Here is a 19,359-nt window from a genome sequence, read left to right as displayed (position 1 = left end):
GTTTGCCTATATAGGCCCCCGACGCCCCGGCCGTGCAGTCCCGCGCAAGCGACCTGCCTCTGCCGGGGCTTGCTTTTCGTACTGTCCGCCCAGGTTACCTAATCTTCCAAGGAACGCATCGATGTCCCGTCGCCGCCAGATCTACGAGGGCAAGGCCAAGATCCTCTACGAGGGTCCCGAGCCCGGCACCCTGATCCAGTATTTCAAGGACGACGCGACCGCGTTCAACGCCCAGAAGAAGGGCACGATCCAGGGCAAGGGCGTCATCAACAATCGCATCAGCGAATACGTGTTCACGCGCCTGAACCACATCGGCGTGCCGAACCATTTCATCCGCCGGCTGAACATGCGCGAGCAGCTCGTCCGCCAAGTCGAGATCATTCCGATCGAAGTCGTCGTGCGCAACGTCGCCGCCGGCTCGATCTCGAAGCGCCTCGGCATCCCCGAGGGCGAGCCGCTGCCGCACACCTTGATCGAATACTATTTCAAGGACGATGCCCTAGGTGATCCGCTGATCGCCGAAGAGCACATCGCCTGCTTCGGCTGGGCCAACAACGAGGAGATGCAGGACATCTCCGCCATGGCCATCCGCGTGAACGACTTCATGTGCGGCATGTTCGCGGCGATCAACATCCGTCTGGTCGACTTCAAGCTCGAGTTCGGCCGCATCTGGGACGGCGACTACAGCCGCGTGATCCTGGCCGACGAGATAAGCCCCGACGGCTGCCGCCTGTGGGACATGACCACGGGCGAAAAGCTCGACAAGGACCGCTTCCGCCGCGATCTCGGCGGCGAATCCGAAGCCTATCAGGAAGTCGCTCGCCGCCTCGGCCTGCTCCAGGACGACAACGGTCCCAGCGAAGTCTTCGACCTGTCGAAGCACCGGAAACTTCGCGGCAAGTAATGCATTGTATCGCTCGGCCGTGACGCAGCGCGTCGCGGCCGGGACGGTGGCGAGGATGGACCAAGGGAGACGAGATGCGACGCGGTCCGTCCCTATTTTTCTTCCTTTTGCTCTCCTTCGCGCTCTCGGCCTGCGCGCAGCAGGCCGAACAGCTTGCGTCCGCCAGCGCACCGCTGGTCCGCCCGCGCCCCGTCTGGGGCTTCCTCGACAGCGACATCGCCCCCGAACCGCAGTATCGCTTCGGCCGCCTGCCCAGCGGCATGCGCTACGTCATCCGCCGCAACGCCAACCCCAAAGGCACGGCGATGGTGCGCATGGAGATCGCCGCCGGCTCGCTCGACGAGGCGCCGACCGAACGCGGCTTCGCGCACTATGTCGAGCACATGGCGTTCAACGGCTCGACCAACGTCAAGGAAGGCGAGATGATCCGCCTTCTCGAACGCAACGGCCTGGCCTTCGGCGCCGATACCAATGCCTCGACCGGCTTCGAGGCCACCACCTACATGCTCGATCTGCCGCGCGCCGATCCCAAGCTGCTCGACATCGCGCTGATGCTGATGCGCGAGACCGCCAGCGAGCTGACGATCTCGTCCGAGGCGGTCGACCGCGAGCGCGGCGTGATCCTCGCCGAACTGCGTGATCGCAACACCTGGCAGATGCGCAACGGCATGGACCAGGCGAAGTTCCTCCATCCGCGGGCACTCTATCCGCAGCGCTTCCCCGTGGGCACGGTCGAGACCGTCTCCGCCGCCACGGCGCAGAGCCTGCGCGCATTCTGGGAACGCGAATACGTGCCCGAACACGCGACGGTGATCGTCATCGGCGATTTCGATCCGGCCGTGGTCGAAAAGGCGATCCTCGCCAAGTTCGGCTCGTGGCAGGCGAAACCCGTCGAACCCGTACCGACGGCCGGTCCGGTCGACGTCAAGGCCGCCGGCCGCACCGAGGTCTACATCGATCCGGCGCTGTCCGAACGCATCACCGCCTCGCGCCACGGCAACTGGATCGAGGGCGCCGACACTACCGAGCAGCGGCGTGAAGGGCTGCTGCGGCAAATCGGCTATGCGATCATCAACCGCCGCCTGCTGCGCATCGTTCGCCAGCCCGATCCGCCGTTCCGCGGCGCGGGCTTCGGCACGGGCGACGTCTTCCGCGACGGGCGCACGACCAACCTCATCGTCGACACGATCGACGGCAAATGGCGCCGCGGGCTGACCGCCGCGGCCGTCGAATATCGCCGCGCGCTGCGCTTCGGCTTCAGCCAGTCCGAAGTGGCCGAGCAGGTCGCCAACATCCGCACCGCGACGCGCGATGCCGCCGCCTCCGAAAGCACGCGCAGCAACGGCGCGCTGATGAACGCGGTGTTCGACCTGCTGCGCAACGACGTCGTGCCGGGATCACCGCAAGGCGTGCTCGAACGGCTCGAAGCCTTCATTCCGCAGATCACGCCCGAGGCGGTCCTCGCCGCGATGCAGCGCGAGGCGGTGCCGCTGGACAATCCGCTGCTGCGCTTCCAGGGCCGGCGCCAGCCCGAAGGCGGCGACAAGGCGATCCGTGCCGCCTGGAACGAGGCGATGCGCGCGACCTTGACCAAAGGCGCCGAGATCGCCGCACCGGGCTTCGCCTATAGCCAGTTCGGCACACCGGGCACGATCGTCAGCGACACGCGCGAGGCGGCTTTGGGCATTCGCGAAGTGCGCTTCACCAACGGCGTGCGGCTCAACCTCAAGAAGACCGACATCGACAAGGACCGGATCCTCGTCCAGCTCAGCGTCGACGGCGGCGACATGCTCAACACCCGCGACAATCCGCTGGCGACGCAGATGGTCTCGGCCCTGCCCGTCGGTGGGCTCGGCAAGCACAGCCAGGACGATCTGCAGTCGATCCTCGCGGGCCACACGGTGTCGAGCGGCCTGTCGTCCACGCCCGAGACCTTCGTCGGCTATGCCCAGACCACGCCGCGCGACCTCGAGCTGCAACTGCAGGTCATGGCCGCCTTCGTCACCGATGCCGGCTATCGCCCCGAGGGCGAGATCCAGTACCGGCTCAACATCAACAACTTCTTCGCCCAGCGGAACGCCACGCCCAATTCGGCGCTGAGCAACGGCATCGGCGGCATCCTGTCGGACAACGACCCGCGCTTCACGCTGCAGCCGGTCGAGTCGTACCGCAAGCTGACCTTCGACAAGCTCAAGGCCGACATCTCCGACCGCCTGGCCCACGGCGCGGTCGAGATCGGGATCGTCGGCGACGTCGACGAGGACCAGGCGATCGCCCTGGTCGCCAAGACCTTCGGCGCGATCGCCCCGCGCGAGGCCGAGTTCAAGGAATACAAGGCGCAGCGCACGCGCTCGTTCACCAAGAACCGCAAGGCCCGCGTGATCCGTCACACCGGCCCCAAGGACCAGGCCCTGCTGCGCCTCACCTGGCCGACGCGCGACGACAGCGATCCGGTGCAGTCGCTGACGCTCGAACTGCTCGAACGCGTGGTCCGCATCGAGCTGACCGACACGCTGCGCGAGAAGCTGGGCAAGGCCTACAGTCCGAGCGCGGCGAGTTCGCTGTCACGGTTCTGGAACGACTACGGCGTGTTCGGCGTGGCCGCCTCGGTCGACGTCCACGAGGTTCCGGCGACCCGCACCGCGATCCTCGAGACGATCGCCGAACTGCGCGCCGCGCCGGTCAGCGACGACATCCTCCAGCGCGCCCGCGCGCCGATGGTCGAGGCGATCCAGAACGGGCTCAAGAGCAACGGAGGCTGGCTCAGCCTAGTCGACCGCGCGCAGACCGAGCCCGCCGAGATCGACCGCTACCTCCAGGCCGAAGCGCGCCTGCAGATGCTCACCGCCGCCGACATCCAGGCGATGGCGCTGCGCTATCTCGACCCCAAGGAAGAGGTCGAGGTACTGGTGCTGCCCGAAGGCGTAGCTGAGCCGAAGTAAGAAATCCCATCCTCCCCGGCACGGGGAGGGGGACCGCGACGCGAAGCGGCGTGGTGGAGGGGGCTCTCCGCAAGCGCGGAGGTTGGCCGAGAGCCCCCTCCACCATGCTTCGCTTGGTCCCCCTCCCCGTGCCGGGGAGGATGGCTAAGCCTTCCGCCCGGTCTTCTCCTCCCAGGCCTTGAACGCCGCTTCGGCGCCCTTGGTGCGCTCTCCCTCCAGCCGGTCGATGTTGCTTTCGAGCGCGGCGTAGGAGGCCTGGCGGTTGCGGTTGGTCCCGGCGAAATGCGGCATGACGAAGCGCGCGTAGAGCTCGTAGCTCTTCTTGGTCTCTTCCCATTCGGCCCAGTTGTGCGCCTGGAACAGGATCACGCCGAACTCGCCCTGCTTGGCCTGGAGCCGTTCGATCATGGTGATCGCATCCTCGGGCGTACCGATCACCGCGCGCCCGGCATTCACCAGCAAGTCCGCCGGATCGCCGGCGCCGCTCATCCCGCGCATGCCCGCGGGCGCGACGCGGTCGAAGTATTCGACCCAGCGCGCCAGGCCTTGCGCCACGTCCTTGCGCGCCTGCTCACGCGTCGCAGCGATGTGCATCGGCACGACCAGCCGCAGCTTGGCGGGATCCATGCGCTGGCCGTGCTCCTCGGCCATCTGCTGCGCGATCTTCCAGTTCTCGTCTAGCACGTCGAAGCCCGCGGTTTCGGTCGCGGCGACGCAGAGCATGCCGAAGCCGTACCTGCCCGCGAGCATGCCGCCCGAAGGCGTGATCGCACTGGCGACGGCGATCTCGGGATGCGGCAGGGTATAGGGCCGCAGGTGCGTGCGTGCCTTGTGCAGCCTGTACCAGCTCGTCTCGTGGGTGACCTCCTCGCCCGAGAGCAGCGGCACGATGATCTGCGCGACCTCCTCGAGCTTCGATCGCAGCGACTTGATGTCGACGCCGATCATCTCGGCATCGGTCGGCAGCAGCCCCGGCCCCATGCCGAAGATCACGCGGCCCATCGTCATATGATCGAGCTGGAGGATGCGGTTGGCGACCATCAGCGGGTTGTGGTAGGGCATCGAGACAACGCCGGTGCCCAAGCGGATGCGGCTCGTGCGCTCGGCCGCCGCGGCGATCATCAGCTCGGGCGATCCGATCGTTTCCCAGCCCGTCGAATGATGCTCGCCGAACCAGGCCTCGGCGAAGCCCAGCTTCTCGACGTGCTCGACGATCTCCAGATCGCGGCGCAGGCCGATCGTCGGGCTCTCGGTCACGTCGTGATAAGGGGCGATGAACAGCCCATGCTGAAGCGCCGTCATGAGATCCTCTCTCGTATTTTCTCGTGCCCCCGAAACTCGCGATAAACGCCGGTAATTCAACACGATTTTCTGGCACGGTTTACAACGCGCGTTTTAAACCCAAGCGATTCAATTCCGCGGGCTCGCCGCGCTTCGTATCGAGGCAACATCGCTTGCCGTCGGGGGCAGAGCCTGAAAGCTTGTATCCGCCGCCCACCTGCCGGATCTGCTGCCGATGGCCACCGACCATGACGCCCGCCGCCGCCATATCGCCGAGATCGCGATCGACGTGATCGCGGCCGAGGGCATCGGCGCGGCGACGATCCGGCGGATCGCCGCGCAGGCCCGGTTCTCGACTGCAGCGGTGACCCACTATTTCGCGAGCAAGCAGGACCTGCTCGTCTGGACCTTCGCCGTGCTTTCCGCCCAGGGCGACGAGCGCTTCGACCAGGCTTTCGTCGAGCAACCCGACGATCCCGTTCATGCGCTGCTGACCTTCACCGCCTGGTGCCCGGCCAACGTCCGCCGCTGGCGCGCCTATCTGGCCTTCTGGGAAGCCGCCGCGCGCGACGAGAGCCTGGCCGCGATCATCCGCGACGCCACGGCCGCCGGGATCGCCGACATCGAACGCCTGCTGCGCGCGCGGCATGGCGTGGGCCACGATCTCGCCAAGGCCAGCCGCCTGCTCAACTCGATCGTTCAGGGCATTTCGCTCCAGGCGATCGTCGCGCCACAGGACTGGCCCGTCGAGATCATCCGCGCCACCCTGGCCGAAGGCGTGGAGGCGGCACTCGCGGCCGCCCGGCTCACTGCGTCGTAAAGCCGCCGTCGACCATGATGCAGGCGCCAGTGATGAAAGAAGCCGCATCGGACAGCAGGAAGGCCGCGGTCTCGGCCACTTCGTGCGGCGCGCCGACACGCCCGATCGGATGGCCGGCTTCGGTCATCCGCCGCAGGTCTGGATTGGTGCCCAGCGCGTCGGTGAACATCCGTGTCTCGATCGCGCCCGGCAGGATCGCATTGACGCGAATGCCCTTGCCGCCGGTCTCGACCGCCGCCGCGCGCGTGGCGCCGACGACGCCGTGCTTGGCGGACACGTAGTCGGCCGACCAGGCCATGCCCACCGCGCCCGCGGCCGAGGACGTGTTGACGATCGCCCCGCCACCATGGGCCAGCATATGCGCGATCTCGTGCTTCATGCAAAGGAACACCCCGGTCAGATTGACCGCGAGGCTGCGCTGCCACTGCGCCAGGGCCATGCCGTCGAGCAGGGCGTTGCCCGCGTTGATCCCGGCATTGTTGAACGCCGCATGCAGGCCGCCGAACCGAGCGACCACCTGCGCGACCATGGCCTGCACGTCTTCTTCCTGGGTCACGTCGACACGGATCGCCATGGCCTCGCCGCCGTCGGCGCGGATGGCCTCGGCCAGGCGCTCGCAGGCGACCGCGTCGAGATCGGCGATCGCCACTTTGGCACCGCGCGCGGCGCAGAGCCGCGCCGTCTCGCTGCCGATGCCGCCGGTCGCGCCGGTGATCAGGACGACGCGGCCCGCGAGGCTCAGGCGATCGAACGGGCCGTTCACAACAGCCCCATCCCGCGCGCGACGTCCTCGAGCGCCTTGAACGCGCTGTCGTCCTCCATATCGTTGACCCCGACGAGGATGCGCTGCACCCCGGCCTCCTCGTATTCCTCGACGAGTTCGCGCGCGTTCACCGGTTCGAGATCGTCATAGGCCCCGGCGCCCCAGGGCGGCAGGTCGCCGACGCCGAAGCTGATGGCGGGTACGATCAGCGAGATGTCGAGCGCGGCGAAGTCGCGGCCCTCCTCCTCGCAGAATTCGCGCAGCAGGCCGAGCTGCTCGCGCATCTGCGCGGGGCTCAGGAACGAGGGCAGCCAGCCATCGGCCGTGCGCGCGACGCGGCGCAAGATCTTGGTGTTGTCGGTCTTGTCGTTGCCCGAGCCGATCAACACGGGCAGCTTCTTCTGCAAGGGCTTGGGATAGCAATGGACCGGTGGGAACGAGACGTGCTTGCCCTCGTAGCCGTGGTCGCCCTCGGCCCAGAGCGCCTGGACCGCGCGCATGAAATCGAGCGTGCGACCCAGCCGCTTGTCGAAGCGATAGCCGAAGACCGGCGCCTCTTCCTCGATCCAGCCGGTGCCATAGGCGAAGCTCACGCGCCCGCCCGAGATACGGTCGAGCGTCGCCACCTCCTTGGCCAGCAGCAGCGGATTGCGCTGGGGGACGATGCAGATGTTGGTGCCGAGCCGGATCTTGCTCGTCACCGCTGCCGCGGCCGCGAGACTGACGAACAACGCAGGCATGTGCCGGTAGTTCGGCGGTAGCGGCACGCCGTAGCGCTCGGCCTCGGCGGCGGCGACCGGGATGATCGGATGCTCGCCCATCCACATCGACTCGAAGCCCAGCGACTCGATCGCCTGCGCCAGTGCGGTCACCGGCGGGCCGAACCAGGTGTAGTTGGTCGTGATGCCCAGCTTCATCGCGCGTCTCTCCCGCAGCGGCGCCTGCTCGCGCTCTCTTGCGTATATATGGAACACCGCTCTTCGGGCCGCGACAAGCCCGCACGCGGTTCCATTGCCGGTGCGGGCAACTAGGCTGACGGCGAGCGGGCCGATTCTGGCGGAGCCCGCATGGGAGACGATCGATGGGCAGGCTTTCGGGCAAGGTTGCGCTGGTGACGGGCAGCGCGCAGGGCATCGGCGCGGCGATCGCGCGCAAGTTCCGCGAGCACGACGCCGTGGTGGTGATCGGCGACATCCAGCGCGAGAAAGGCCAGGCGCTGGCGGCGAGCATCGGCGCGGGCTTCGTCGCGCTCGACGTCACCGATCCCGATAGCTGGAGCGCCGCGGTCGAGCGGATAGTAGCCGATCACGGCGGGCTCGACGTACTCGTCAACAATGCCGGCGATGGCACCGGCGGCCCGATCGAGACCACGCCAGTCGCCGCGCACCAGAAGGTCGTCGATCTCAATCTCAACGGCGTCTGGCTGGGCGTGCGCGCGGCGGTGCCGGCGCTGGCCGAACGGGGTGGTGGTTCGATCGTCAACATCTCGTCGATCGACGGGCTCGCCGGCGTGTCGCACCTCAGCTCCTACGTCGCCACCAAGTTCGCCGTCACCGGCATGACCAAGGCGCTGGCGCTCGAACTCGGCGAACGCGGCATCCGCGTGAACTCGGTGCACCCGGGGATCGTCGACTGCACGCACGAGCGGGCGATGCATCCGGTGGCCATGGCGCGGCTCGAAAAGGCGATCGCGCGCCAGCCGATCAAGCGCATGGCGCGGGTCGAGGACATCGCCAACGCCGTGCTGTTCTTCGCCTCGGACGAGAGCGCCTATTGCACAGGATCGGAGCTGCTCGTCGACGGCGGGCACCTGGCCGGGCCTTACCGGGATCCGTTGAATTGAGCGCAAGATCCTCCCCTTCCAGGGGAGGTGGCAGCCCGCAGGGCTGACGGAGGGGGCGCGGTCGAATGCAAACCTACCCTGTTACCGCGCCCCCTCCACCACAGGGGGAGGATCTGGTCGCCCTACTTCGCCGCCTTCGACATGCTCCCCGTCCCGCCTTGCATCAGGAAGCGCGAGGTCCAGCCGCCATCGACGCGCAGATTGTCGCCGGTGATGTAGCTGGCCATGTCCGAGACGAGGAACACCAGCGCCTTGGCCAGTTCGTCGGGCTCGGCCGGGCGCTGCAGCGGCAGCATCTCCTTGAACTTCTCGAGCGCGGCGGGCGGCATCTCGAGCCGCGGCGTCGCGGCGGCGCCGGGCATGGCCGCGTTCACCCGGATGCCGTACTGGCCCCACTCGTTGGCCATGGTCCGCACGAGGTTGATCATGCCCGCCTTGGCCGCGCCGTAGCCGCCGTGGTTGGGCGCCGCGGTCAGGCCCGAGACCGAGCTGACGCAGGCGATCGCGCCGGGTTTGCCGTTCCTGACCAGCGACCGCGCCACGGCGCGCGCCGGCAGGAAGAACGAGGTCAGGTTGAGCCGGTGCGACTCCATCCACTGCTCCATCGTGAAGTCGAGCAGTTGGCCCCAGACGCCGAGGCCGATGACCGTGATCATCACGTCGACCGGCCCGAGCGCTGCCTCGGCCGCGTCGAGCGCGGCCTGGGTGCTAGCCTCGTCGGTGCAGTCCGCGGTCAGCGCCACGGCCGTGCCGCCATTGGCGTTGATCTCGGCCGCGACATTCTCTGCGCGCTCCTGGATGAGGTCGACGACGGCGACCGCCGCCCCCGCCTCGGCCAGCCGCAGCGAGCTACGCTCGCCCATGCCGAAGCCGCCGCCCCAGACGATCCCAACCTTGCCGGTCAGGCCGAGCATATCGGTGCTGCTCATGATCTCTCTCCCAAAAAGTCACAACTCGTCATCCCCGCGCAAACGGGCACCTTTCGCCGGTATTTCCCCGGCGTCAGAAACGATCGATAGAGGTCCCCGCTTTGACCTTTGGTCGACTACGTCTCGCGGGGACGACGGAGCTTCTTACGGCGCGTGGTTGGGGCGCGACTGGCGCCCGGTCTTCTCGGCCCATTCCTCGATCAGGCCGTCGTAGAGCGGATGGTCGATCAGCTCGTACTTCTCGGGGAAGTTCCAGTTGCCCGACTTCACCTGGCCCTCGTCCTTGAGCTCGCGCATCATCTTGAGGTGGTTGGCCGCGGCCGTCACCCAGCCGCCGGTCGCCATGTTGAACGCCGTGCCGGGGACCGAGAAGCCCATCGTCGCGACCTTGGTTCCGAATTCCTTGACCAGATCACCGACCCAGTCCGGCCGCGGCGGATAGAACACGATGTCGGCGCCGGCCTCGAGATAGGCATGGCCGCGCTTGACCGCCTCGGCCCAATCGCCGGTGCCGCCACCGCCCATCTCGCTCGTGTAGAGCTCGTCGCAGCGCGCGATGATGACGAAGTCCTGACCCGAATCCTTCTGCGCGCGCCGCGCGGCGTCGATCCGCGCCTGCTGGTCGGCGATCGACCAGAGGCCGTTGACGTGCTTCGAGTGCTTGGGATTGCGCTCGTCCTCGACATGGAAGCCGGCGATGCCCTGCTGAATGTAGCGACGCGTGTAGTGATAGGCGTCGGCCACGGTCTCGCCCAGGGTATCGGCGTCGGCGATCAGCGGGATCGACATGACGTTGGCGATACGGCTGGCCTGCTCGATCTGCTCGACCTGCGAATAGACGCCGTTGTCGGGCACGGCGTAGTGGAACGCGCTGCAGGCGTGGCCACCGAGATAGGCCGCAGGAAAGCCGACATATTCGCAGATGCGCCCGGTGATGGCGGAATAGGTATCGCCGCAGACGAAGTGCTCGCCCTTGTCGATGAGCGCGCGCAATTTGGCACCGGGGCTGGTCATGGTCTCTCCCTTGAGGATTTGCGCCGGCCGCGCCGGCTATCCGAACCAAGGTTGCATGGCCTTCGAGGCGAGGCAAGGACCGGGAAACCGCCCGGGCGAAATGCGTATATGCGCAATCCCGATCCTCCCGCGCAGGGCACTAACTTATGGCCTCAATTGCTCATTCGTTGGCCCGCGCTCCCTATCCCCGTCATCCCGGGCTCGACCCGGGATCCCGCTGTTTTCGCAACGTCACAGAAGGCAGCGGGACCCCGGATCAAGTCCGGGGTGACGGGTGAAGTTGGGATGCGGAGGAATTAAAGTCCTTCCAGCGCCGGGATCAGTTCGTCGAAATGATCGATCACCGCGGCGGCGCCGAGTTCGTCGACGGGGAGGTCGTTGAAACCGAAGCTGCAGGCGACGCAGGGCACGCCGGCGGCACGCGCCGCGCCGGTGTCGAAGCTCGAGTCGCCGACGAAGGCCGCGCGACCTGCCCCCTCGCCCGCCCGGCGCATCATCTCCTCGATCATGTCGGGCTTGGGCTTGCGCCGCTCGATGCCCAAGGTGTCGCCGCCGATGATCGTGAAGAAGCGATCGGTCAGCCCCAGCTCGGCGAACAGCTTGACCGACAGGCCTTCGAGCTTGTTGGTCACCACCGCCAGCTTGACCCCGCGCTCGGCCAGGCCGTCGAGCATGGCCAGTCCGCCCGGAAACAGCCGCGTATGAACCGCGATGTTGGCTTCATAGAATTCGAGCAATTCGCGATGGAGGCGCGGAAACTCGGCCTCCGGGATTCCGCCGGTGATCGTCAGCGCGCGTTCGAGCATCAGCTTGGCGCCACCACCGACGAGCTTGCGAACTTCCGCCGCGGGCACCGGCACGCGGTCGACCAGCGCCAGCGCGTGGTTGACCGCGGCGGCCAGGTCTTCGTGCGTGTCGAGCAGAGTGCCGTCGAGATCGAAGCCGACGACAGCGAAAGGAAATGTTACCATTCGTCGGTCGATGGCGCGGCCTTCTGGAAACCGCAAGAATTTGCTGGCATTGGCGTAGGATCATGGCTGCTACCGATACCCCGCTCGCCCTCGTCGTCCTCGCCGCCGGCAAGGGCACCCGCATGAAGAGCGACCGCCACAAGGTCCTCCATTCGATCGCCGGACGGCCGATGATCGAGCACCTGCTGGCAAGTGCCGGCGCGCTCGGCGCCGAGCGGCTGGTGGTCATCGCTGGCCATGGGCGCGACCAGCTCGAGACCGCACTGGGCGACCGCGCGACGATCGCGGTGCAGGAACCCCAGCTCGGCACGGCCCATGCGGTGCTCCAGGCCCGAGAGGCGCTCGCCGGCTTCGACGGCGACGTGCTCGTGCTCTACGCCGACGTGCCTTTCGTCCGCAGCGAGACGATGCGCGCGATGCTCGACCGGCTGCACGCACCCGACAGCCCGGCGGTCGTGGTCCTCGGCTTCGAGCCCGAAGACGCGCTCGCCTATGGCCGCGTGATCGCCGAGGACGGTCGGATCGCCAAGATGGTCGAATTCAAGGATGCGACCGAGGCCGAGCGCGCCACCCGCCTGTGCAATTCGGGCCTGCTGGCCGCGCGTTCGGACGCGCTGTTCGCGCTGCTCGACCGCGTCGGCAACGACAATGCCCAGGGCGAGTACTACCTGCCCGACATCGTCAACATCGCCGGCGCCGACGGCAAGACCTGCGCGGTCGTCGTCACCGCCGATCCCGACGAGGTCGCTGGCATCAACAGCCGCGCCGAACTGGCCGAGGCCGAAGGTCGCTGGCAGGCCGCACGGCGCCGCCGCGCGATGGATGACGGCGCGACGCTGATCGCACCCGAAACCGTCTGGTTCGCCTGGGACACGCAGATCGGCCGCGACGTGACGATCGAGCCCCAGGTCGTGTTCGGCCCCGGCGTCACCGTGGCTGACGACGTCGTGATCCATGCCTTCTGCCACATCGAGGGCGCGACGATCGCCAGCAAGGTCGAGGTCGGTCCCTATGCCCGCCTGCGTCCGGGCGCGGTGCTCGAAGAGAAGTCGAAGATCGGCAACTTCGTCGAGATGAAGAAGGCCGTGCTCGGCAAGGGGGCCAAGGCCAACCATCTGACCTACCTGGGCGATGCCGAGGTCGGCGCTGGCGCGAACATCGGCGCGGGCACGATCACCTGCAATTACGACGGCTACTTCAAGCACAAGACCGTGATCGGCGAACGCGCCTTCATCGGCTCGAACTCGGCACTGATCGCCCCGGTCAAGATCGGCGCCGACGCGATCGTCGCCGCGGGCTCGGCGGTCAGCCGCGACGTCGCCGACGGCGAACTTCGCCTCGTGCGCGCCGAACAGCTCGTCAAACCCGGCTGGGCCGACGAGTTCCACGACGCGATGAAGAAGAAAAAGGCAGAGAAGAAGGCCTGACCTGGGCGGTCAGTTTTTGGCTTCTGCCGCCGCGAGCAGTTCCATCGCGTGATAGGACTGCTCGACGCCCGAGGTCATCGGCGCGTCACCGTTGTGCGCGCTGATGCGATCCCAGGCCGCGGCGAAGCCCTCGACCGTCTGCGCCTCGGGTGGCAGCAGGGTGCCGCGGTTCAAGGTCACCCAGGCGCTCTGGTAGACCCCCGCCCCCGCACCGACGATCGCATTGGTCGGCGCGTCCTCGGACACGAGGAACAGCGCGGCCGGCGCGATGGATTCGGGGCTGAAGGCCTTGAACGCCTTGTCGGGGAAGATGTCCTCGGTCATCCGCGTGCCCGCGGTCGGGGCGATGCAGTTGACCTTGATGTTGTACTTGGCACCTTCGAGGTAGAGCGTCTTGGCAAGGCCGACGAGGCCGAGCTTGGCTGCGCCGTAATTCGATTGGCCGAAATTGCCGCCGAGTCCGGTCGACGAGGTGGTCATCAGGATGCGGCCGTAGTTCTGTTCGCGCATCGTCTCCCACACGGCCTTGCTGGCGAAAGCGCTGCCGAGCAGGTGGACGCGGATCACCGACTCGAAATCCTCGGGCTCCATCTTGGCGAAGGTCTTGTCGCGCAGGATGCCGGCATTGTTGATCAGGATGTGGACGCCGCCCCAGGCCTCCTTGGCCTTGGCGACCATCTCGACCATCTGCCCGTACTCGCCGACATTGCCGCCGTTCGACATCGCTTCGCCGCCCGCAGCGCGGATTTCCTCGACCACGGCGAGCGCCGCGTCCGAATGGCCGGTGCCGTCGCGCGCGCCGCCGAGATCGTTGACCACCACCTTGGCGCCACGCCGCGCCAGCTCGAGCGCATAGGCCCGACCGATGCCGCCGCCCGCGCCGGTGACGATCGCGACGCGCCCTTCGAACGAGATGGTCATGCTGGCAGGCTCCGTGGCTGAGGGGGCAAAGGCCGGCGATGACACGCCATCGGCGGCCTTTCAATGTAAAAGCGGGCCAAAAGCTTGCTCCTTCGGGCGCGTGGAGCCATAGGCTGGCGCCACGAATCCCACCTTGCAGATCCCGCGAAAGGCCTTTGCGATGAAAGTCCGCGTCTATGTCAGCCTCAAGAACGGCGTGCTCGATCCGCAGGGCCGCGCGATCCAGCATTCGCTCGAAGGCCTGGGCTTCTCGGGCGTCCAAGACGTCCGCGCCGGCCGCCTGATCGAGCTCGAGGTCGACGACACGGTCACCGACGCCGCGCTCGACGAGATGTGCCAGAAGCTCCTCGCCAACATGGTGATCGAGAACTACCGCGTTGAAAGGATCGCCGCGTGAAGAAGAACTTCCGCGCCGCCGTCATCACGTTCCCCGGCTCGAACTGCGACCGCGATATGGCGGTGGCACTGGAAGAGGTCACCGGCGAGGACGTGTTCCGCGTCTGGCACGGCGACGCCGAACTGCCGGCGGACCTGGACTTCATCGCCCTGCCCGGCGGATTCTCTTATGGCGACTACCTGCGCTCGGGCGCGATGGCCGCACGCTCGCCGATCATGCGCGCGGTGGTCGAGGCCGCGGGCCGCGGCGTTCCCGTGCTCGGCGTCTGCAACGGCTTCCAGGTCCTGACCGAGGCCGGCCTGCTGCCCGGCGCGCTGATGCGCAACGCCGGCATCCGCTTCGTCTGCCGCGAAGTGGCGCTGACGGTCGAGAACAACCAGTCGCTGTTCACCGCCGGCTACATGAAGAGCCAGCGCATCCGCATCCCCGTGGCGCACCACGATGGCAACTACTTCGCCGACGAGGCGACGCTCGACCGGCTCGAAGGCGAAGGCCGCGTCGCCTTCCGCTACGCCGAAGAGGTCAACGGCTCGGCCCGCCAGATCGCCGGCGTGCTCAACGCGGCCGGCAACGTGCTGGGCATGATGCCGCACCCCGAACGCATGATCGAGCAGGCCCAGGGCGGCATCGACGGCCGTGTGCTGTTCGAGAGCGCCGTGCGCGGTCTGGTCGGCGCCTGAGGCGCATCGCCTAGCCTTGGCGTCTTGAGCATCTGAAATAGCGTCGCCCCTGCGCAGGCAGGGGCCCAGCTAAGGTTGCCATCCGAAACCTTCGGCCAGAAGGATAGCTTGGTTGGGCCCCTGCCTGCGCAGGGGCGACGGGGAATTTGACGATGTGGGTGTGGGCGACTACTAGGCCGCCGAACCGCTTTGGCGCAGGTCCCACTGGCGGAACAGCGCGCTCGCTTCGTGCGCGGGCATCGGGCGGCCGAAGAAGAAGCCCTGGATCTTGCGGCAACCGAGACCGCGGATCATCTCCAGTTCGGCCTCGGTCTCGACACCCTCGGCGGTGGTCGACATCTCTAGGCTGTCGGCCATGGCGACCACTGCACGAATGATCGCCAGGCTCTCGGGATTACCCGTCGCCGCGCCCTGGACGAAGCTGCGATCGACCTTGATGGTCGAGAAGCGCAGCCGGCGCAGGTAGCCGAGCGACGAATAGCCGGTGCCGAAATCGTCGAGCGCGACGCCGCAGCCCAGCGCCATGATCTTCTCGAGCGCGGCGCGCGCCATGGTCGCATCGCGCAGGAAGATGCTTTCGGTGACTTCGACCTCGAGCCGATGCGCGGAAAGGCCGCTGTTGGCCAGCGCGCTGACCACGCTGCTCACGAAGTTGGGATCGAGCAATTGCTCGCCCGAGACGTTGACCGCGACCTTGGTATCGCCGGGCCAGTTCACCGCTTCACGGCAGGCCTCGCGCAGCACCCATTCGCCGATCGGCACGATCAGGCGGGTATCCTCGGCCAGCGGGATGAACTTTCCGGGGCTGACGAAGCCGTGCTCGTTGCTGTTCCAGCGAACCAGCGCCTCGAAGCTGAGGATGCGCTCGCTCTCCGCGTCGACCACGGGCTGGTAATGCAGCACGAATTCGTCGCGTTCGAGCGCGCGGCGCATCGAGAACTCAAGCTTGCGGCGCTCTTCGGCATGGGCGTGGAGCGCGGGCTCGTAGGTATAGTGCGCGTTGCCGCCGACGTCCTTCGCGCGATAGAGCGCGAGGTCGGCGTTGCGCATCAAGGTCTCGACCGTATTGCCGTCACGCGGCCCCACCGCCGAGCCGACGCTGGCGCCGACGTATAGCGTGTGGTGATCGACCTCGTAGGGTTCCGAAAGGCGCTCGATGATGCGTTCGGCGACGCTCTCGACGCGGCTCAGGTCGGTCGCGTCGCGGATCACCACCGCGAATTCGTCGCCGCCCAGGCGGCCGCAGATCTCGTTCTCGCTCATCTGCTCGCGCAGGCGGCTCGAAACCTTGGCCAGAAGCTGATCGCCGACCAGATGGCCGAGCGTGTCGTTGACCGCCTTGAAGCGATCGAGATCGATCATCAGGAAGGCGCAGCGCGTCCGCCATTGCTCGGCATATTTCAGCGCATCGCCGAGCGCTTCGGTCAGCATCATGCGGTTCGGCAGGCCGGTCAGCGTGTCGTAGCTGGCGAGATAGGCGATCTTGTCCGAAGATTCTCGCTGCTGCGTGACATCGGAGCCGACCCCGCGGAACCCGTCGAAATTGGCATGTTCGTCAAGCTTTGGGGTGCCCGACAGCTCCCACCAGCGCAAGTGACCGTTGATCGTCACGCGGATCAGCAGGTTCGAGAAGGACTCGCGGCGTTTTAGCCGCTCGGCCAGGTCGTGGAGGCTCGAATGGAACTGGCCCGATTCCCAGGCGGGACCGGCCACGAGCTGGACGAAGGGCTGGCCGTCGATGTCCGCAGGATCGAGCCCCAGCGCAAAGGCGAAGCGCGGCGAGACGCCGCGCACGCGCCGCGCGGGATCGATCTGCCAGAGCCAGTCGGCTTCACCCTCTTCGTATTCGCGCAGCAGCAGCGAGACGACCTCGCTCTTCTCGACCATGCCGGCTTCGGCAACCTTGGCCTGGAGGAAGCGCTTGGCCCCCTCGACCGCGCCCAGGCAGACGGTCAGGACGAAGGCCGTCGCCACCATGGCCATGTCGAACATGCCCGAAACCAGGAAGCTGACCACCGATGCGCCGCCGACTATGCCGGTGAACATCAGCGTGCCCATCGGCACGCCGGGCAGCAGGATCGCCGAGGCCGTCATCAGCATGGCCAGGACGGTCCACAGCTTCAGGCGCGTCTCGGGATCGAGGAACAGCGATGCGGTGGCGATCGGCACGACCCAGACGAGCGCATTGACGATCGCGCTGAGCGTCTGGCGATTGACCTCGCCGCTCGACAGGCGTCGGCGATCGGCGTCGTGGAGCGAGCGGTCGATCCTGGTGCCGAAATAGAGGCTGCCACACAGCATCACCAGCCAGGCGATCGTCAGGAGAATCGACACGCGGCCGAGCAGCAGGCTTGCCGCGGCCAGAGCCGCCAGGCTCTGCGCGCAGAGCCGCGAGACCATGGCCCGCGGCAGGCAGGAATATTGCAGGCCACGCAGCCGCGCCCAATCGCCGTCGCCGGGATCGGTCAAACCCAGGACCGCCAGGACCGGCAGTTCCTTGGGAAGAGATGCAGTTGCGGACTCTCGTTGGCTCACACCCGCATATCTACGCGGCGACTGGTTAGCGCCTCGTAAATGCGAGGCGGTCGCAAATGCTCTCGTCGGCCTGTTTCCTGGGGATAAATCGACTCCCCGACCGCCGCATCACTCGACCGTGACCGACTTCGCCAGATTGCGCGGCTGGTCGACGTCGGTGCCTTTCACGCAGGCGACGTGATAGGCCAGCAGTTGGACCGGCACGGCATAGACCAGCGGCGCGATCAGCGGATGGACCTTGGGCATCTCGATCGTCGCGAGGCAGCCCTCGCCCGCTTCGGCCAGGCCGTCGGCGTCGGAGATCAGCACGATCTTGCCGCCCCGCGCGCGAACCTCCTGCATGTTCGAGACGGTCTTCTCGAACAGCGGGCCCGACGGCGCCAGGACGATGACCGGCACGGCCTCGTCGATCAGCGCGATCGGCCCATGCTTCATCTCGCCCGAGGCATAGCCCTCGGCATGGATATAGCTGATTTCCTTGAGCTTCAGCGCGCCTTCAAGGGCCAGTGGATAGTCGGGCCCACGACCGAGGTAGAGCACGTCGCGCGCCGGCGCGATCAGGTGAGCCATGGCCGCGATCTCGTCGTCGTGGCCCAGCGCGGCGTTGAGCGCGGCCGGCGTCTCGATCAGGTGATTGACCACCGCCGCCTCTTCGGTGCGATCCATCCGGCCACGCTTGACCGCAAGATGCGCGGCAAGTGCGGCTAGCACTGCGAGCTGGCAGGTGAAGGCCTTGGTCGAGGCGACGCCGATCTCGGGCCCGGCGTGGGTCGGCAGCAGCAGATCGGCCTCGCGCGCCATCGAGCTGGTCGGGACATTGACCACCACGGCGATCGTCTGACCCGCGGCCTTGCAGTGACGAAGCGCGGCCAGGGTATCGGCGGTCTCGCCCGATTGCGAGATGAACAGCGCGAGCCCGCCGGGCTCGAGCACGGGATCGCGATAACGGAATTCGCTGGCGACATCGATGTCCACGAGCAGCCGCGCGAACTGTTCGAACCAATATTTCGCGACGAGGCCGGCGTAGTAGGACGTCCCGCAGGCGACGATCGTCACGCGGTTGATCTTGGAAAGGTCGAAATCCATCTGCGGCAGCGCGACGCTCTGGTCGACCTGGCGGATGTAGCTGCGCAAGGTCTGGGCGACGACGGTCGGCTGCTCGAAGATCTCCTTCTGCATGAAGTGGCGGTAATTGCCCTTCTCGATCTGCACGGCCGAGGCGCCTGATGTGGTAACCTCGCGCTCGACCGCTTGACCGTCCTTGTCGAAGATCTGCGCGCCTTCGCGCGTGACGATGACCCAGTCACCCTCTTCGAGATAGGTGATCTTCTGCGTCAGCGGGGCGAGCGCCAGCGCGTCCGAACCCAGGTAGGTCTCGCCCTCGCCATAGCCGACGACCAGCGGCGAACCGAGCCGCGCGCCGATCAGCATGTCGGGGAAATGACGGAAGGCGATCGCCAGGGCAAAAGCGCCGCGCAATTGCGGCAGCGCCGTCTTGACCGCCTCGGCGGGCGAAACCCCGGCCTCGACCTGCTCCGAGATCAGGTGCGCGACGACCTCGCTGTCGGTGTCGCTCTCGAACTTGCGACCGCGCGCGGTCAGCGCCTCCTTGAGCTGGCGGAAGTTCTCGATGATGCCGTTGTGCACCAGCGCCAGTTCGCCGGTGGCATGCGGATGGGCATTGGCCGCGGTCGGCGCGCCGTGGGTGGCCCAGCGCGTATGAGCGATGCCGACCGTGCCCGGCGCCGGATCGCGCGCCAGCTCGCGCACGAGATTGACGAGCTTGCCCTGGGCGCGGCGGCGGACGAGCTGGCCGTCGTGCACGGTGCAGACCCCGGCACTGTCATAACCGCGATATTCCATGCGCCGCAGGCCATCGACCAGCCGGTCCGCGACCTCTTCCTTGCCGACGATGCCGATGATTCCACACAT

Annotated in this window: 16 protein-coding genes; 7 read left to right on the top strand and 9 right to left on the bottom strand. The window is 67.1% G+C overall.

What is annotated here, in order from left to right:
- Positions 1-121: 121 nt before the first annotated feature.
- A complete protein-coding gene (gene purC, locus OLX23_RS02730; protein WP_264442850.1) occupies positions 122-904 on the top strand; it encodes a phosphoribosylaminoimidazolesuccinocarboxamide synthase in 783 nt (260 codons plus the stop codon).
- 74 nt (positions 905-978) lie between these two features.
- Entirely contained in the window at positions 979-3,846 is a 2,868-nt protein-coding gene (locus OLX23_RS02725) for a M16 family metallopeptidase (RefSeq protein WP_264442848.1), read from the top strand.
- A gap of 144 nt (positions 3,847-3,990) precedes the next feature.
- On the opposite strand, the gene OLX23_RS02720 is transcribed toward OLX23_RS02725, so the two are convergent.
- The gene (locus OLX23_RS02720) at positions 3,991-5,148 is read right to left on the bottom strand and encodes an LLM class flavin-dependent oxidoreductase (RefSeq protein ID WP_264442846.1); all 1,158 of its coding nucleotides are present in this window, start codon (positions 5,146-5,148) and stop codon (positions 3,991-3,993) included.
- A gap of 214 nt (positions 5,149-5,362) precedes the next feature.
- Here OLX23_RS02720 and OLX23_RS02715 point away from each other — a divergent pair, with 214 nt between their 5' ends.
- A complete protein-coding gene (locus OLX23_RS02715) occupies positions 5,363-5,947 on the top strand; it encodes a TetR/AcrR family transcriptional regulator (RefSeq protein WP_264442845.1) in 585 nt (194 codons plus the stop codon).
- Here the strand turns inward: OLX23_RS02715 and OLX23_RS02710 are convergent.
- Together OLX23_RS02710 and OLX23_RS02705 are read right to left on the bottom strand one after the other, a co-directional pair.
- Complete coding sequence (locus OLX23_RS02710) at positions 5,934-6,710, bottom strand: SDR family NAD(P)-dependent oxidoreductase (RefSeq protein WP_264442843.1); 777 nt, start codon at positions 6,708-6,710, stop codon at positions 5,934-5,936. The genes OLX23_RS02715 and OLX23_RS02710 overlap by 14 nt on opposite strands.
- Positions 6,707-7,627 carry a TIGR03619 family F420-dependent LLM class oxidoreductase gene (locus tag OLX23_RS02705; RefSeq protein WP_264442840.1) on the bottom strand — a complete coding sequence of 307 codons (921 nt, stop codon included), beginning with the start codon at positions 7,625-7,627 and terminating at the stop codon, positions 6,707-6,709. Before OLX23_RS02705 ends, OLX23_RS02710 begins: the two co-directional genes overlap by 4 nt.
- A 164-nt stretch (positions 7,628-7,791) precedes the next feature.
- Between OLX23_RS02705 and OLX23_RS02700 the strand changes: the two genes are divergently transcribed.
- Positions 7,792-8,553 carry an SDR family NAD(P)-dependent oxidoreductase gene (locus tag OLX23_RS02700; protein ID WP_264442837.1) on the top strand — a complete coding sequence of 254 codons (762 nt, stop codon included), beginning with the start codon at positions 7,792-7,794 and terminating at the stop codon, positions 8,551-8,553.
- A 122-nt stretch (positions 8,554-8,675) separates the two neighbouring features.
- Here OLX23_RS02700 and OLX23_RS02695 read toward each other — a convergent pair whose 3' ends face one another.
- From OLX23_RS02695 to OLX23_RS02685, 3 genes are all read right to left on the bottom strand, one after another.
- Positions 8,676-9,482: an SDR family NAD(P)-dependent oxidoreductase gene (locus OLX23_RS02695; RefSeq protein WP_264442836.1), complete on the bottom strand. Its 807-nt coding sequence runs from the start codon at positions 9,480-9,482 to the stop codon at positions 8,676-8,678.
- Positions 9,483-9,626: 144 nt separating this feature from the next.
- The gene (locus OLX23_RS02690) at positions 9,627-10,496 is read right to left on the bottom strand and encodes an isocitrate lyase/PEP mutase family protein (RefSeq protein ID WP_264442833.1); all 870 of its coding nucleotides are present in this window, start codon (positions 10,494-10,496) and stop codon (positions 9,627-9,629) included.
- A gap of 296 nt (positions 10,497-10,792) precedes the next feature.
- Positions 10,793-11,467: an HAD hydrolase-like protein gene (locus OLX23_RS02685; RefSeq protein WP_264442831.1), complete on the bottom strand. Its 675-nt coding sequence runs from the start codon at positions 11,465-11,467 to the stop codon at positions 10,793-10,795.
- Between the two features lie 62 nt (positions 11,468-11,529).
- Between OLX23_RS02685 and glmU the strand changes: the two genes are divergently transcribed.
- On the top strand, positions 11,530-12,894 hold the full coding sequence (gene glmU, locus OLX23_RS02680; protein WP_264442828.1) for a bifunctional UDP-N-acetylglucosamine diphosphorylase/glucosamine-1-phosphate N-acetyltransferase GlmU: 1,365 nt from the start codon (positions 11,530-11,532) through the stop codon (positions 12,892-12,894).
- A gap of 9 nt (positions 12,895-12,903) precedes the next feature.
- Here glmU and OLX23_RS02675 read toward each other — a convergent pair whose 3' ends face one another.
- Complete coding sequence (locus tag OLX23_RS02675; RefSeq protein ID WP_264442826.1) at positions 12,904-13,815, bottom strand: SDR family NAD(P)-dependent oxidoreductase; 912 nt, start codon at positions 13,813-13,815, stop codon at positions 12,904-12,906.
- Positions 13,816-13,975: 160 nt separating this feature from the next.
- Between OLX23_RS02675 and purS the strand changes: the two genes are divergently transcribed.
- Both purS and purQ read left to right on the top strand, forming a co-directional pair.
- Positions 13,976-14,212: a phosphoribosylformylglycinamidine synthase subunit PurS gene (purS, locus tag OLX23_RS02670; RefSeq protein WP_264442824.1), complete on the top strand. Its 237-nt coding sequence runs from the start codon at positions 13,976-13,978 to the stop codon at positions 14,210-14,212.
- Positions 14,209-14,892 carry a phosphoribosylformylglycinamidine synthase subunit PurQ gene (gene purQ / locus OLX23_RS02665; protein WP_264442821.1) on the top strand — a complete coding sequence of 228 codons (684 nt, stop codon included), beginning with the start codon at positions 14,209-14,211 and terminating at the stop codon, positions 14,890-14,892. The genes purS and purQ overlap by 4 nt, the downstream gene beginning before the upstream one ends.
- Positions 14,893-15,063: 171 nt before the next feature.
- Here purQ and OLX23_RS02660 read toward each other — a convergent pair whose 3' ends face one another.
- Together OLX23_RS02660 and glmS are read right to left on the bottom strand one after the other, a co-directional pair.
- On the bottom strand, positions 15,064-17,427 hold the full coding sequence (locus OLX23_RS02660; RefSeq protein ID WP_264442818.1) for a putative bifunctional diguanylate cyclase/phosphodiesterase: 2,364 nt from the start codon (positions 17,425-17,427) through the stop codon (positions 15,064-15,066).
- Between the two features lie 108 nt (positions 17,428-17,535).
- Positions 17,536-19,359, bottom strand: a complete 1,824-nt coding sequence (gene glmS / locus OLX23_RS02655) for a glutamine--fructose-6-phosphate transaminase (isomerizing) (RefSeq protein WP_264442815.1) — start codon at positions 19,357-19,359, stop codon at positions 17,536-17,538.

The sequence above is a fragment of the Novosphingobium sp. JCM 18896 genome (assembly GCF_025938095.1).
GTDB lineage: Bacteria > Pseudomonadota > Alphaproteobacteria > Sphingomonadales > Sphingomonadaceae > Novosphingobium.
This window is presented reverse-complemented; position numbering and strand designations above follow the sequence as displayed.